General features: G+C 71.1%; 15 protein-coding genes. All 15 read left to right on the top strand.

Features of this window, described 5'->3' with window-relative positions; translation table 11 throughout:
- Positions 1-66: 66 nt before the first annotated feature.
- Positions 67-690 (top strand): OvmZ protein, encoded by a 624-nt coding sequence (locus tag ACZ4N4_RS05380; protein WP_453578476.1) that lies wholly within the window; start codon positions 67-69, stop codon positions 688-690.
- Positions 691-724: 34 nt separating this feature from the next.
- Complete coding sequence (locus tag ACZ4N4_RS05375) at positions 725-931, top strand: hypothetical protein (protein ID WP_360483558.1); 207 nt, start codon at positions 725-727, stop codon at positions 929-931.
- Between the two features lie 367 nt (positions 932-1,298).
- On the top strand, positions 1,299-1,670 hold the full coding sequence (locus ACZ4N4_RS05370) for a dehydrogenase (protein WP_450755840.1): 372 nt from the start codon (positions 1,299-1,301) through the stop codon (positions 1,668-1,670).
- Positions 1,667-2,671 (top strand): ester cyclase, encoded by a 1,005-nt coding sequence (locus tag ACZ4N4_RS05365; RefSeq protein ID WP_467584621.1) that lies wholly within the window; start codon positions 1,667-1,669, stop codon positions 2,669-2,671. Before ACZ4N4_RS05370 ends, ACZ4N4_RS05365 begins: the two co-directional genes overlap by 4 nt.
- Before the next feature lie 99 nt (positions 2,672-2,770).
- On the top strand, positions 2,771-3,181 hold the full coding sequence (locus ACZ4N4_RS05360; RefSeq protein WP_365800852.1) for a nitroreductase family deazaflavin-dependent oxidoreductase: 411 nt from the start codon (positions 2,771-2,773) through the stop codon (positions 3,179-3,181).
- Complete coding sequence (locus tag ACZ4N4_RS05355; RefSeq protein ID WP_467584617.1) at positions 3,178-3,768, top strand: NADPH-dependent FMN reductase; 591 nt, start codon at positions 3,178-3,180, stop codon at positions 3,766-3,768. The genes ACZ4N4_RS05360 and ACZ4N4_RS05355 overlap by 4 nt, the downstream gene beginning before the upstream one ends.
- Before the next feature lie 249 nt (positions 3,769-4,017).
- On the top strand, positions 4,018-5,325 hold the full coding sequence (locus ACZ4N4_RS05350) for a cation:proton antiporter (RefSeq protein ID WP_467584615.1): 1,308 nt from the start codon (positions 4,018-4,020) through the stop codon (positions 5,323-5,325).
- A gap of 151 nt (positions 5,326-5,476) precedes the next feature.
- Entirely contained in the window at positions 5,477-6,136 is a 660-nt protein-coding gene (locus tag ACZ4N4_RS05345) for a hemerythrin domain-containing protein (protein ID WP_467584609.1), read from the top strand.
- 60 nt (positions 6,137-6,196) lie between these two features.
- Positions 6,197-7,669: an MFS transporter gene (locus ACZ4N4_RS05340; protein ID WP_453578489.1), complete on the top strand. Its 1,473-nt coding sequence runs from the start codon at positions 6,197-6,199 to the stop codon at positions 7,667-7,669.
- Positions 7,670-7,758: 89 nt separating this feature from the next.
- Positions 7,759-8,799: a methyltransferase gene (locus ACZ4N4_RS05335; RefSeq protein WP_467584605.1), complete on the top strand. Its 1,041-nt coding sequence runs from the start codon at positions 7,759-7,761 to the stop codon at positions 8,797-8,799.
- 132 nt (positions 8,800-8,931) lie between these two features.
- A complete protein-coding gene (locus ACZ4N4_RS05330; protein ID WP_467584602.1) occupies positions 8,932-9,852 on the top strand; it encodes a MarR family winged helix-turn-helix transcriptional regulator in 921 nt (306 codons plus the stop codon).
- Positions 9,853-10,063: 211 nt separating this feature from the next.
- Complete coding sequence (locus ACZ4N4_RS05325) at positions 10,064-11,779, top strand: NAD(P)/FAD-dependent oxidoreductase (protein WP_467584599.1); 1,716 nt, start codon at positions 10,064-10,066, stop codon at positions 11,777-11,779.
- A 45-nt stretch (positions 11,780-11,824) separates the two neighbouring features.
- A complete protein-coding gene (locus tag ACZ4N4_RS05320; protein ID WP_467584597.1) occupies positions 11,825-12,400 on the top strand; it encodes a flavin reductase family protein in 576 nt (191 codons plus the stop codon).
- Position 12,401: 1 nt separating this feature from the next.
- Positions 12,402-14,171, top strand: a complete 1,770-nt coding sequence (locus tag ACZ4N4_RS05315) for an acetyl/propionyl/methylcrotonyl-CoA carboxylase subunit alpha (protein WP_467584594.1) — start codon at positions 12,402-12,404, stop codon at positions 14,169-14,171.
- Between the two features lie 29 nt (positions 14,172-14,200).
- Positions 14,201-15,148 carry a hypothetical protein gene (locus tag ACZ4N4_RS05310; RefSeq protein ID WP_467584592.1) on the top strand — a complete coding sequence of 316 codons (948 nt, stop codon included), beginning with the start codon at positions 14,201-14,203 and terminating at the stop codon, positions 15,146-15,148.
- Positions 15,149-15,196 lie beyond the last annotated feature (48 nt).

Genomic DNA, 15,196 nt, shown 5'->3' with positions numbered 1-15,196 from the left:
AACGGCCCGGCGACCCTCGTGAGACTGGTGGCAGTTCCGCAAGGGCCAAGGATTCGGGGGATCCGAATGGAAGAGTTCGAGCGACTCACGGAGGACCATCGCAGCCGCGACTGCGGCCGGCGCTGCGGACGGATCTGCGTCCGCTGTCTGGACCGGATCGACGGCGCCCTGCGTACCCTCCTCGACCTGTACCGGGAGAGCGACCAGGCGCTGGTGCCCGGCGGTCCGGTGCTGCGCGAGCGGGTGAGCGGCAGCCGCGCCACCGTCGGCATCGTGCTCGACGAACGGGCCCTCGCGCTGCGCAGCCGGACCACCGAGGTGATGACGTTGTGGGCGCGGCTCGTCGTGGACGAGCGCACCGGCACCCGGCCCGCCGACCGCCAGATGGGCGCGCTGGTGCGGTTCCTGCGCCGGCAGCTGCCCTGGCTCGCCGGGCACCCGGCGGGACCGGACTTCGACGAGGAACTCGCCGAACTGCTCGGCGACCTCCGCGCCCTGCTCGGCCCGGGCCCGGTGCGCCGGTTCGCGCTCGGCCCGTGCACCCGGGCGGAGTGCGCCGGAACGCTCTACGGCGTACTGCCGGCGGACGGCGGCGACCGGGTGCCGAGCCACGTCACCTGCGACGACGGCCACGCGCTGCCCCCGCGCCAGTGGCTGCTGGTCGCGCACCGGATACGGGAAGCGGCCTGACGGGGCGGCGGCCCGACGAAAGGAGGTGAACGGCATGACCGAGCCGACACGGCCGGCGGGCGGGGCGGCGAAGCCGCGCCGGGTGCCGACGGAGCTGGCGGCCCTCGCGATGGGCGTCACCCAGGCGACCATCCGCAAATGGGCCAGCCGCGGCAAGATCACCCGGCACGGCGGTCCGCGCCGTGCCGAGTACGACCTCGACGAACTGTTCGCACTGGCCCGCAGGGGCGAGACCGAATAGGCGGCGCGAGACCCTGTAATCAACGTGAATTCGAGTAAGCCTTCGCCGACACGCGAAATTTACCGACCAGCACCCGCTAGAAACCGGATCCGTGCGGGGATCCGGTGCGAAGCAGCCCCCGCGGCCCATCCCCCTGCCGCGGGGGCTGCTTTGGTTGCCTGACTATCAACTCGCTTCACTAAAAGGGAAGTTGACGCACCCGAACGGAGGTGTCACACTCTTTTCGGCGCCTCCATGCCCTGACGGCGGTGGCGCTTCACCCGGGCTCCTTTCTGGCGAGCCCGTGGCTTTCTTCTCGAAATCCGTGTCCCGTTCGGGGCGCGGATTTTTTGTTTCTCTCCCGCCCCGACTTGAGGAAGTGTGGTCGATGCCTGTTTCCACCTGGACACCCGTCGGTCAATGGACGGGTACGGTCACGCACGACGGCGAGGTCGACCAGTACACCGTCGCCTTCGCCCCGGACGGCTCGCTCTCGGTCACCACGCAGAAGAGCACCGGCACCGGCTCCTGGACCGTCACCGGCGACGACTCCGTGGAGTTCTCCCTGCGCGAGGACTTCAACCTCGACGTCACCCAGATCAGCCCCAACGGCCACCGGGCCGCGTACATACAGATCGACATCACCGCCCGGCACGAGGACGGTGCGCTCACCGGCGAGGGCAAGGCCGTCGTGCACGGCCCCGACGACGTCGTGATCTACGCGACGGACGCCCAGACCGAAGCGCGCCGGGTGTCATGACGGCCGAAGTCGCCCGGCTCACCGACGTGCTGAGCCTGCGGGACCTGGCCGGGCGCTATCTGGCGGGCCTCGACGAGGGCGGCTTCGACGAGACCTGGGCGCGTTCCCTGTTCACCGAGGACATCGAGATGACGTTCCCGGTGGGCAGCCACCAGGGCCTGGCCGGGGTGGCCGGCTTCACCACCGAGATCATGGCGCGCTGGGGCCGTACCCACCACCACGGCTCGGAGAGCCAGGTGGAGGTGGACGGCGACACGGCCCGGCTCAGCTGGAGCCTGATCGCCTCCCACGTGCACCACGGCTCACCGCTCCCCCCGGACCCCACCCAGTACTTCCAGCTCGGCGGCCGTTTCACCGGCACCGCCCGGCGCACCCCCGAGGGCTGGCGCTTCGACCGGCTGCGGCTGCGGATCGTGTGGACCACCGGCGCCGTGCCCAGGGGAGTGACCCAGGTCGACCGAAAGACCCTCGACACCCGGGGAAACACGGTCACTTCAGCCACTTCAGCCACTTCAGCAGAGGAGAACCCTCCCATGCCCACCACGCTCACCGCGGACCAGCAGAAGGAACTGATCGAGAAGGTCTTCCACGAGGGCCTGGACCTGGGCGACCTGTCGGCCGCCGACCGCTACCTCACCGCCGACTTCCGCAACAACGGCAGCCACGACGACTCCATGCGCGGCCCGGAGGCGTTCAAGCACACCATCAGGATCCAGCAGTCCGCGTTCAGCGGGATCAAGTACGAGATCCTCGACTTCATCTCGATGGGCGACAAGGCCGCCATCCGCTGGGTCATGCACGGCAAGCACACCGGTCCCTTCATCGGCATCAAGCCGACCGGCCTCCAGGTGCAGCACCAGGCGATCATCTGGTTCCGCTTCGAGGGCGACAAGATCGCCGAGCGCTGGGGCATCGTCGACAACTTCTCGCTGCAGAAGTTCCTCCAGTCCGGCGGCAAGCCGGTCGGCCCGCTGACCCCGGCGGGCAAGCCCGCGGCCTGAGCCGCGACCGGCCGTGCGCCCGGCCCCCGCTGACGGCGGCGGGGGCCGGGCCGCACCGCCACGGAATCGACGTGCCCGACGGAGCAAGGGACTTGAGACATGCCGATCGACAGGAAAGTCGCCCGCTTCAACCGGCGGTTCGCCAACCATCTCGTCGGGCCGCTGTTCAGCCGGCTGCCCGGGTTCGGGAAGGTCCACCACCGCGGCCGCAAGTCCGGCCGGGAGTTCGCCACGCCCGTCAAGCTGTTCCGGCGCGGCGCCGACATCGTCATCACGCTGCCGTACGGACCCGGCTCCGACTGGGTCAAGAACGTCCTGGCGGCGGGCGGCTGCGAGATCACCACGCGGGGCCGCCGCATCCAGGTCGGCAACCCGGTCGTCTTCAGCGACGACGGTACGACGAAGATGCCCGCCCTGACCCGGCGGATCCTCTCCCGGGTCGAGGCCACCGAGTTCATCGCGCTGACCCCGGTCCCGGCGCCCGCGCAGGTACCGGCGGGCCGGACATGACCGCCGTCGGCCAGGTCACCCGCCCGCTGCGGGTGGCGCTGCTGGTCGGCTCGGCCCGCGACGGGCGGCTCGCGCCGGACGTCGCGGGCTGGTTCGCGCGGGTGACCGCGCGCCGGGACGACCTCGTCCTGGACGTCGTCGACGTCGCCGAGCACCCGCTGCCGGCGAGCCTCGACGCGGACGACCCCCGCACGGCGGCGCTGCGGCCCCGGCTGGCCGGGGCGGAGGCGTACGTCGTGGTCGTACCGGAGTACAACCGCAGTGTCCCCGGTCCGCTGAAGACCCTCATCGACAGTTTCCAGTCGGAGTGGGAGGCCAAGCCGGTCGGTTTCGTCGGCTACGGGCTCGGCATGGCCGGCGGGGTGCGGGCGATCGAGCATCTGCGGCAGATCTTCGCGGAGTTCCACTGCGTGGGGATGAAGGACGTGGTGACGTTCCCGCGGGTGCTGGAGCACTACGACGCGGACGGCAACTTCCCGGCGGAGCCGGAGGGGGCCGAGACCGCGGCCAAGCTGATGCTCGACCAGCTGCTCTGGTGGGCGGCCGCGTTGCGCGAGGCCAAGGCTCTTCGTCCCTACGGCACGTGAAAGTTCCGGCTCCGACAACGCGCCCCGTCAGGGGTGCGGGGCCGCATCGATGTGCGGCTGCCGCCGCGCGGGCGCGAACAGCCGCGACGGACCTGCGGACGCCCGACAACGGATCGCGGCACCTTCTGCGAAACGCAGTGCCACGGAGGGCCGGTGAACGACCGCCGCACCGTCGTGGCTTGTCGCGCAGTTCCCCGCGCCCCCGAAAGAAGGGGCGTTCCCCTTGACCCCTCTTCACAGGAGAACGTCATGGCAACTGCCGCCGCCCCCGATCCGCTCACTCCTCTACTCGTCGCCGTGCCCGTGGTGATCCTTGCCTGCCGGGCCGGGGCTCAGCTTCTCAAGCGGCTCGGGCAACCCCCGGTCGTCGGCGAGATCCTCGTCGGCATACTGCTCGGTCCCTCGCTGCTGGGCTGGCTCTGGCCGGACGCGCAGGGCTGGCTGTTCCCCGCCTCGGCGCTGCCCTACATCGGCGTGCTCGGGAACATCGGGCTGCTCGTGTTCATGTTCCTCGTAGGTCTGGAGCTCGACCTCAAGTCCCTGCGCGGCAACAGCAGAACCGCCGTCGCCGTCTCGCAGGCCGGGATCGCGCTGCCGCTGGTGCTGGGCGTACTGCTGGCGCTCGGCATGTACAGCCGGTTCGCCCCGGACGGCATCGGAAAGCTGCCGTTCGTGCTGTTCATCGCCGTGTCGATGAGCATCACCGCGTTCCCCGTGCTGGCCCGCATCCTGACCGACCGGGGCCTGTACCGGACCCGGGTCGGCGTGCTCGCGATGGCCAGCGCGGCGGTGGACGACGTCACCGCCTGGTGCCTGCTGGCCGCCGTCGTCGCGGTGACGAAGAGCGGCTCGCCCACGGACGCGCTGGTCACCGCGGGCTACGCGGTCGGCTTCGCGGCCGTGATGTTCGTGGTCGTACGACCGCTGCTCGCCCGGTGGGCGGCGCGGGCCGAGCGGCGGTACGCCGACGGTGTCGTGCTGGTGGTGCTGTTCGGCGGGCTGAGCCTGTCCGCGTACGCCACCGACCGGATCGGTGTGCACGCGCTGTTCGGCGCCTTCCTGTTCGGCGTGATCGCCCCGCGCGGCAGCCGGCGGATCGAGGTCGCCGCGGCTCGGATGCGGTCCTTCGCCGTGCCGGTGCTGCTGCCGCTGTTCTTCGTCAGCACCGGGCTCAAGACCGATGTGGGGCTGCTCGGCGGCAACGCCACCCAGTGGCTGTGGGCGGGCGCCGTGCTCGCCGTCGCCGTGGTCGGCAAGTGGGGCGGCGGCACCCTCGCGGCCCGGCTCTCCGGCCGTGACTGGCGGGACTCCATGTCGCTGGGCGCGCTGATGAACTGCCGCGGTCTGACCGAGCTGATCGTGCTCAACATCGGGCTGGGTCTCGGTGTCATCGGCCCCGAGCTGTTCACCGTCCTGGTGCTGATGGCCCTGCTCACCACCGCCATGACCACCCCCGCGCTGACCCGTATCCGCAAGGGGGCCGACGAGGAGCAGGGACAGGAACCGGCCGGAATCGACCAGGACGAACCCGCTCTGCAGCCCACGAGTACGCGCTGACCTGCGCCTTCGGGAGCGGCAGCGGCGTCAGCCCGGATCCGGCGCATAGTTCAAGCCCTGATGGTTGGAAGACTGCTAGTTGGAAGCTTGATAGATAAGCGGGTTGACGATACTCTCGCAGTACGACGACGCAGCAGTGAGGGAGAGAGTGATGAGCCAGGAATTCAAGAACCTCGACATGACGATGATGTTCGCGATCCACGACGCCCTGCGACGCGAACTGGAGCGGATCGCCCGGATCACCGCGCGGGTCGACGAGGACCCCCGGCACGTGCTGAGCACCGCGGTCGGCTGGGAGCTGTTCAAGAAGTTCCTGACCGTCCACCACACCTCCGAGGACGACATGGTCTGGCCGGTCATGGAAGCGGCCCTGGCCGGCCAGGACGCCGAACTGGCCCTGCTCGCCGACATGGAGGCCGAGCACGGCGTCATCGACCCGCTGCTCGCCGACATCGACGCGGCCCTCGCCGACCGCGACTCGGGCCTGGAGCGCCTGACCGGCCTGACCGACACCCTCTACACCCGGCTCGGCGGCCACCTCGACCACGAGGAGCGGGACGCCCTGGCACTGATGGACATCACGCTCTCCCAGGAGCAGTGGCAGGCCTTCAGCGCCGAGCAGCGCACCCGGATCGGCGACGACTCCTCCCGTTACCTGCCCTGGCTGCTCGACGACATCGGCGCCGTCAAGGTCGCGAACATCATCGGCAAGATGCCCGCACCGCTGCGCAACGCCTACGAGAACGACTGGCGCCAGGCCTACGAGGACCTCGACATCTGGACCCCCAAGACCGCCTCCACCACCCGCTGACCGGATCCCGAAGGTTCCGCTCGACACCCCCCAACCCTGAGACAGACACGGAGACATCCCATGTCGCTGCAAGACCGCACTCAGGCCGTCCCCAAGGCCGCGGCTCCGCCGCAGCAGGACGGCAAGCTCGGACTCGCGTTACTCGTGATCGCCACGGCCCAGCTCATGCTCGTCCTCGACAACACGATCGTCGCCGTCGCCCTGCCGAGCATGCAGAACGCCCTGGGGCTGAGCGAGTCCAGCCTCGGCTGGATCGTCACCGCCTACGCGCTCGCCTTCGGCGGTCTGCTGCTGGCAGGCGGCCGCGCCGGTGACCTCTTCGGCCGCCGCCGGGTCTTCCGCACCGGCCTGATCCTGTTCACCGCCGCCTCGCTGCTCGGCGGCCTGGCCCAGAGCGGTGAACTCCTGATCGTGGCCCGGGTGATCCAGGGCGCGGGCGCCGCGATCGCCGCCCCCACCGCCCTCTCCCTGCTCGCCACCACCTTCCCCGCGGGCCCGGCCCGCAACAAGGCGCTCGGCGTCTACGGCGCGATGGGCGGCCTCGGCTCGGTCGTGGGTCTGCTGCTCGGCGGCGCGCTCACCGAGTACCTCAGCTGGCGCTGGGTGATGTTCGTGAACGTCCCGATCGCCCTGGCCGTCCTGTTCGGCACCAGCGTCCTCGTCGAGGGCGAGCGCGAGCGCGGCAAGGTCGACGTGCCCGGCGCGCTCACCGCGACCCTCGGCTTCGGCTCGCTCGTCTACGCCATCAACCGCGCCGGCGACAAGGGCTTCGGCGACGGCGTCACCCTGATCGGCCTGGCTGTCGCACTCGTCCTGATCATCGCCTTCGTCGCCATCCAGCGCTCCAGCCGGGCGCCGATGATCCCGAGCGGCGTGCTGGCCGACAAGGGCCGGGTCGGCGCCAACCTGATCATGTTCCTGGTCGGCGCGGGCATGCTCGCCACCTTCTACTTCCTGACCCTCTACATGCAGATCGTCAAGGGCTACGCCCCGATGGTCACCGGCGTCGCCTACCTGCCCTTCGCCCTCGGCATGGGCATCGCGGCCGGCGGTCTCGGCCCGCAGCTGCTCGCCAAGATGCCCGAGCGCAACGTCGTCGCCCTCGGTCTGCTGATCGGCGTCGCGGGCATGGTCTGGTTCAGCTTCATCGAGCCCGGCCAGAACCCGTGGGCGGCCCTGCTGCCGGCCCAGCTGGTCGCCGGTCTCGGCCTCGGCATGGTCTTCGTGGCCGTCACCATCGTCAGTGTCCGCGGGGTCGCCCCGCAGGCCACCGGCGCGGCCTCCGGCCTGGTCAACACCGCCCAGCAGATCGGCGGCGCCATCGGCCTGGCCGCGCTGGCCGCGGCGGCCACCGCCATCACCGACCACGAGCTGCCGGGCAGCGTCCCGCACGCCCTGACCACCGGCTACTCGTACGGGTTCCTGTTCGGCGGTGGCCTGTACCTGCTGGCCCTGATCGTGGCCCTGATCACCCTGCCGAGCACGGCCCCCCAGCCCCACCAGGACGGCGAGCCCGCTCCCGCCGCCCTGTGACCCGGCCCGGCGGCCCCGCCCTGTCCACCCGGGCGGGGCCGCCGGCACCCCCCTCCGACCTCTCCCCCCACGACTGCCAGGAGGCTGACATGACCGACCGGAGCGAAGTCCCGGGACAGCGGCGTTCCCTCGCCCTGTGGGAGCTGGCCGACCTGGTCACCCCCATGGCCGTGCGGGTGGCCGCCACCTACCGGGTCGCCGACCACATCGCCGCCGGCACCGCCACCGCCGTCGGCATCGCCCAGGCCGAGCGGCTGCACGCCGAGTCCCTCGACCGGGTGCTGCGCCACCTGGTCACCGTCGGCGTCCTCACCCGCGCCGAGGACCGCGAGACCTACGGGCTCACGGAACTCGGCGAGCAGCTGCGCTCCGACCACCCCGGCGCCCAGGTCCGGCTGATCGACACCGAGGGCGCGATCGGCCGCGGTGACCTCAGCCTGGTGGACCTGCCGCACACCGTCCGCACCGGCGAGCCCGCCTACCCGGTCCGCTACCAGATCGCCTTCTGGGACGACCTGGACACCGACCGCGCGCTCGCCGAGTCCTTCGACGCGGTGATGGCCGACAACCTGTCCCGTGACGTCCCCTCGATCGCCGCCGCCTACGACTGGTCCGCGCGCGGCCATGTCTACGACGTCGGCGGCGGCAGCGGGGTGCTGCTCACCGGTCTGCTCGCCGCCCACCCGACGCTGCGCGGCACGGTCGTCGACCTGCCCGGCACGGCGGCCCGCGCCGAGGAGCACTTCCGGGCCGCCGGCCTGGACGGCCGCGCCGACGTCGTCCCCGGCAGCTTCTTCGAGGAACTGCCCGCGGGCGGCGGCGCCTACGTGCTCTCCTCCGTCCTGCACAACTGGACGGACAAGGAGGCCCTGCAGATCCTGCGGCGCTGCGCCGACGCCGTCGCCGAGGACGGGCGGGTGCTCGTCGTCGAGGAGACCGGCGACGGCGCCGAGACCGGCATGGACCTGCGGATGATGGCCTACTTCGGCGGCGTCGAACGCTCCCTGGACGAGCTGGAGCAACTCGCCGCGCAGGCCGGTCTCGCGGTGGCCGGGGTGTACCGGGCGAGCGGCCAGGCGTCCGCCGTCCGCTCCCTGATCGAACTGGTACGCGACGATCGAGCGCGCTGACCCCTCCGTGCCGCCGGGCCACCCCGGGCGTTCCCGGGGCGGTGCAGCGGGCCGAACGGTGTGCGACCAGGTGCATATACTCGGGAAGGAGGTGCTGTCTTGCGGCGTTCAGGCGATGCGGAGCCGGGTCCGGTGACCCGGACCGAGGAGACCGCGGAGATCCCCGGAGTCCTCCCGGATGCGCTCACCGGCTTCATCGGCTACCTCCTGCGCCGGGTCTACGCGCAGTTCGCCGCCAGCGGCGACGGCGGAGACAGCGACTCCCGCGACTTCCTGGTCCTCGACGCGCTCACCGGCCACGACTGGGAGTCCCAGCTCGACCTCGCGGAGCGGCTCGGCATCAACCGCACCATCATGGTCGGCGTCATCGACCGGCTGGAGGACCGCGACGAGGTCCGGCGCACCCGCAACCCCGACAACCGGCGCCAGTACGTGCTCTCCCTGACCGACCGGGGACGGGAGGCCGTGGAGGCCAGGCGGCGGGCGGTCGCCGAGCGGGACGCCCGGCTCACCGCCGTACTGACCCCCGAGGAGACCGCCCGGCTCGACGAACTGCTCGCCCGGCTGCTGCCGGAGTCCGCGCAGCCGCTCGTGCAGGGCACCGAGTACCTGGTTGCGCAGGCCCATCACCGGCTGCGCAAGCACGGCGACGACAAGCTGGCCGGCACCGGGCTCAGGGTGCGCCACTACGGCCCGCTGTCCGCTCTCGACGTCCTCGGGGCCATCTCCCAGCAGCGGCTCGCCGAGCTGCTCGCCATCACCGGGCCGGCCGCCTCCCAACTGGTCGACGAACTCGTCAAGCTGGGCCTGGTGCGCCGCGGCCGCGATCCGCACGACCGGCGCCGGTACGCCCTGGAGGTGACCGAACTCGGCCGTGAGCAGCTCGCCGTGGTGGCCCGGGCCGTCGCGGAACTCGCCGGGGACGTCTCCGCCATGCTCGGCCCCGGCGGCGAGCAGGACCTGCGTGAGCTGCTGCTGAAACTCCTCGCCCCGACCCATTCCGGACCCGCATTCTCCGAGAACGCCAAGTCATCTGTTTCCGCCAGGGGTTGACCCTCCGGCCAAAGGCTGTCACGCTTTATCCAGCGGCTGCGCCGCGCCTTTTTCCAGGCTCTTCTCTACAGGCTCTTCGTAACGTTTCCAGGCTCTTCGAAGCGCCCTTCCGAATCTTTCCGGAAGGGCCACGAGGGGCCTTTTTTCATGCGGAATTCCCGCTCCATGCGGAATTCCCGTTGCGCACCGCCCCTCGACGAAGGAGACAGTCATGGTCGCGCAGAAGACCGACGGCTCGCCCGAACCGGCGCGCATACCCGAGGACATGACCTACGACGTCATCATCCTCGGCTCGGGCCTCGCCGGCTCCGTCACCGGCACCATCCTCGCCAAGCACGGCGCCAAGGTGCTGCTGGTCGACGCGGCCGCACACCCGCGCTTCGCCATCGGCGAGTCCATGACCCCGCAGCTCGTGGAATGGATCCACATCCTCTCCGAGCGCCACGACATCCCCGAGCTGAAGAGCCTGTCCAGTGTCCAGGCCTCCACCCGCGACATCGGTCCGACCTTCGGGACCAAGGCGCACTTCGGCTTCATGAAGCACGAGGTCGGAAAAGAGCCCGACCCGCGTGAGGCCACCCAGCTCGCCCTGCCGAAGATATTCCACCAGAACAGCCACATGTTCCGGCAGGACAGCGACGCCTTCATGTTCCACGTGGCGATCAAATACGGCTGCACCCCCCGGCAGAACTGGCGCGCCAACGAAGTCGATTTCGACGACGACGGCGTCACCGTCACCGGGAAGAGCGCCGCCCCGGGCGCCGAGACGGAGCGCTACCGGGCCAGGTACCTGGTGGACGCCTCCGGTTTCCGCTCGCCGCTCGCCGACAAGTTCGACCTGCGCGACAAGCCCACCGCCCGCTTCAAGCACCACTCCCGCTCGATGTTCACGCACTACGTCGGCATCAAGCGGTTCGACGACGTCAGCGGCCACCCGCAGGACCTGCGGCCGCCGGCCGACTGGCACACCGGCACCATGCACCACCTCATCGAGCGCGGCTGGTTCTGGATCATCCCGTTCGACAACCACCCCGACTCCCGCAACCCGCTGTGCAGCATCGGCCTGACCATGGACGAGCGCACCTACCCCAAGCCCAAGGACCTCACCCCGGAGCAGGAGTTCCAGCTCTTCCTCGACAAGTACCCGGCGGTCAAGCGTCAGTTCGCCGGCGCCACCCGGGTCCGCGAGTGGATCTCCACCGACCGGCTGCAGTACTCCTCGAAGCAGACCATCGGCGACCGCTGGTGCCTGATGTCCCACGCGGCCGGTTTCCTCGACCCGCTGTTCTCCCGGGGCCTGTCCAACACCATGGAGGTCGTCGACGCCCTGACCTCCCGGCTGATCCCCGCCCTCAGGGACGGCGACTTCTCCGCCGAGCGCTTCGCCTACGTCGAGCAGGTCGAGCAGGGCCTGCTCCAGTACAACGACGACCTGGTCAACAGCTCCTTCATCGCCTTCTCCCACTTCCGGCTGTGGAACGCGGTCTTCCGGGTCTGGGGTTCCTTCATCACCCCCGGCACCATGCGGCTCACCCGAGCCCGCCTCAAGCACTTCAAGGACCGCGACGTCCGGCACTTCGACGAGCTGGAGCAGGTGCCGTACCCGGGCCTGTGGTGGCCGCAGAGCGACTCGTTCAAGAGGATCCTGGAGGCCACCGCCGAGACCTGCGAGAAGTACGAGGCGGGCGCGCTGAGCGGCGACGAGGCCGCCGACATCGTCTTCGGGCTGCTCAAGGAGTCCCCGGTCGTCAACCCGGTCTTCGGCTGGAAGGACGAGGAACGGCGCTTCATCTACCCGTCCGTGGCGACGATGGCCCGCTTCCTGTACTGGGCCTCGGTCCAGGCCCCGCCCGAGATGAACAGCGTCGGCCGCGAGTTCCTGCTCGGCATCGTCAAGGCCGGGGCGAAGGTCCGCAAGCTTCTCTGACCCGCGCGGCACCCCCCTCGACCCACACCCCAGAAAGGGATGCGCATGTCCGCAGCAGCGCGGTCGCTGACCCGCGCCCAGGAGACCCGGACCGCCGAGCAGACCCGGCCGGTCGAGCCGACGAGTCTGCGCCGCGTGTGCGGCCTGTTCACGACCGGCGTCACGGTCATCACCACCGGCCCCGACGGCGACGCGGACGGCACCACCGTCAACTCGTTCACGTCCGTCTCGCTGGAACCGCCGCTGGTGCTGTTCTGTCTGCACCAGCAGTCCCGGCTGCACACGCTCCTGGAGCAGAGCGGCGGGTTCACCGTCAACTTCCTGTCCGGGCGCCAGCAGCCGCTGGCCCGGCACTTCGCCGGGCGCCGGCCCACCGCCTTCGAGGGGGTCCCGCACCACTTCACCGAGGACGGGCTGCCCGTGCTCAGCGAGGCCCTCGCCTACCTGACCTGCACCACGGTAGACATCCACACGGCCGGCGACCACGACATCGTCATCGGCGAGGTGGTGGACCTGGGCGTGCCCGAGCACGGCCTGGAGCCGCTGGTCTTCTTCGACGGCTCGCTCGCCCCGCTGCGGTCGGGCACGGACCGCTTCCACCACACCGAACAGGCGTCCTGACATGCGCCGGGTGCTCATCGCCAACCGTGGCGAGATAGCCGTGCGTGTCGCCCGGGCCTGCCGGGACGCCGGGATCGCGAGCGTCGCCGTCTACGCGGACCCGGACCGGGACGCCCTGCACGTCCGGGTCGCCGACGCGGCCTACGCCCTGGGCGGTGACACTCCGGCCACCAGCTACCTGGACATCGACAAGGTCCTGCGGGCCGCCCGGGAGACCGGCGCGGACGCCGTCCACCCGGGCTACGGCTTCCTCTCCGAGAACGCCGAGTTCGCCCAGGCGGTCCTGGACGCCGGCCTGACCTGGATCGGTCCGCCGCCGCAGGCCATCCGCGACCTCGGCGACAAGGTGGCCGCCCGGCACATCGCCCAGCGCGCCGGCGCCCCGCTGGTCGCCGGTACCCCGGACCCGGTCTCGGGTGCCGACGAGGTCGTGGCGTTCGCCGAGGAACACGGCCTGCCGATCGCGATCAAGGCCGCGTTCGGCGGTGGCGGGCGCGGACTGAAGGTCGCCCGGACGCTGGAGGAGGTGCCGGAGCTCTATGAGTCGGCGGTGCGGGAGGCGGTGGCCGCCTTCGGGCGCGGGGAATGCTTCGTGGAGCGCTACCTGGACCGGCCGCGGCACGTGGAGACCCAGTGCCTCGCGGACCGGTACGGCCACGTGGTCGTCGTATCGACGCGTGACTGCTCGCTGCAGCGTCGGCACCAGAAGCTGGTGGAGGAGGCTCCGGCGCCGTTCCTGACGGCGGAGCAGACCGCCGAGCTGTACCGCGCCTCCAAGGCGATCCTGCGGGAGGCCGGGTATGTCGGCGCGGGGACCTGCGAGTTCCTGGTCGGGCAGGACGGCACGGTCTCCTTCCTGGAGGTCAACACCCGCCTCCAGGTCGAGCACCCGGTGACCGAGGAGGTCGCCGGCATCGACCTGGTCCGCGAGATGTTCCGGATCGCCGACGGCGAGGAGCTCGGCTACGACGACCCCGAACTGCGTGGTCATTCGTTCGAGTTCCGGATCAACGGCGAGGACCCGGGCCGCAACTTCCTGCCCGCCCCGGGCACGGTCACCCGTTTCGACCCGCCGACGGGTCCGGGCGTACGGCTGGACGCGGGCGTGGAGTCGGGCAGCGTGATCGGTCCCGCCTGGGACTCGCTGCTGGCCAAGCTGATCGTGACCGGCCGGACCCGCGAGGAGGCGCTTCAGCGGGCCGCGCGTGCCCTGGACGAGTTCCGGGTCGAGGGCATGGCCACGGCGATCCCCTTCCACCGGGCCGTGGTCAGGGACCCGGCGTTCGCCCCGCAGGACGGCCCGTTCACCGTCCACACCCGGTGGATCGAGACCGAGTTCGACAACCGGATCGAGCCCTTCTGCACGCCCGCCCCCGACGCCGGGACGGCCGAGAGCGGTCGCGAGACCGTGGTCGTCGAGGTCGGCGGACACCGGCTGGAGGTCTCGCTGCCGGCGGTGCTCGGACGGGTTCCGGACCGGGTGCCGAGCCTGGCCGGGTCGGCCGCGCCCCGGGCCCGCCGCCGTACCGCGTCCGGCTCCGCGCCGGCCGCGTCCGGGGACACGCTCACCTCGCCGATGCAGGGCACCGTCGTCAAGGTCGCGGTCGCCGACGGGCAGACCGTCGAGAAGGGCGACCTGGTCGTCGTCATCGAGGCCATGAAGATGGAGCAGCCGCTCACCGCGCACCGCTCCGGCACCGTGACCGCGATCGCCGCCGAGGTGGGACAGGCCCTCGCCGCGGGTGCGGCCGTGTGCGACATCAAGGACTGAAGCAGCGGACGGATCGAGGACTGGTCGACGTGGCACACCTCACCTACACCGACGCCATGAACGGAGCGCTGGAGCGGCTGACTTCCGTGGGGTACGAGCACGGGCGCAGCTTCGTCAACCACGCCCCGATGGCCGCCGAGGCCCTGGCGCACATGGGATACGCCGACGAGGTGCCCGGCTGGGTGGAGGGGCATCTGCGCAGCCACTCCTTCCACGACGTGCCCGAGCGGCGGTTCACCATCGACCCGGCGGACGAGGCCGACTGGCGGCAGGCGCTCGGCGACTTCGGCCGGGTCGCCGACTGGACCGCCCTGTTCGAACGGGAGCTGGCCGAGGGCCGGTGGACCGACGTCCTGGCCCGCTGGTGGCCCCGGCTGCTGCCCGGCATGTCCGGGGTGCTCACGCACGGGGTCATCCGCACCGCGCACGCGGTCCGTGCCGTGGTGACCGCGGGCCCCGACCACCGGCTGCAACTGGCCGAACTCGCCCAGGGGCTGGGCTACTGGGCGGCTCGCTACTCGGAGGGCGGGGTCGTCGTCGAGGAGCACCCCGGCGAGGACGGCGGCGGTGATGCCGCAGGGGCCCTGGACGAGCTCGTCGCCGAGTTCTCCGGGATCTACGCCACGCTCTCCCTCGACCATCCGATCCCGCTGATCCACTCGGTCACCGGGCCCGCCGCCGTACGCCTGGTGGTGGATCACCTCCCCGAGGCGCAGCGGTGGCCGTCGTACCAGGTCGCGCGGGCTGTCAGCCGCACGATGCTCGACTGGTTCCACGCCGTGCCCCGGCCCTCGGTCCCGCTGCCGGACGCCCCCGACGTGGCCGGTCTCTTCGCCGAGGCCGTTCAGATCGGCGACGAGCACGCCATCAAACTCGCCGAAGTGGCCGTACGGCACGAGGCGTGGGCGCCCGATCCGCGGCACGCGGCGGCCGCGCAGGTGGCGAACCGGGCCATCGGGCGCCTCCTGCACCGCTGACAGATCGTCTTCGACGGTCCCGCAGACCGGACCGTACGGACCGTTACC

The organism is Streptomyces sp. NPDC026538, assembly GCF_055567535.1.
The sequence above is the reverse complement of the archived record's forward strand: the minus strand, read 5'-3'. Positions and strand labels throughout refer to the sequence as shown.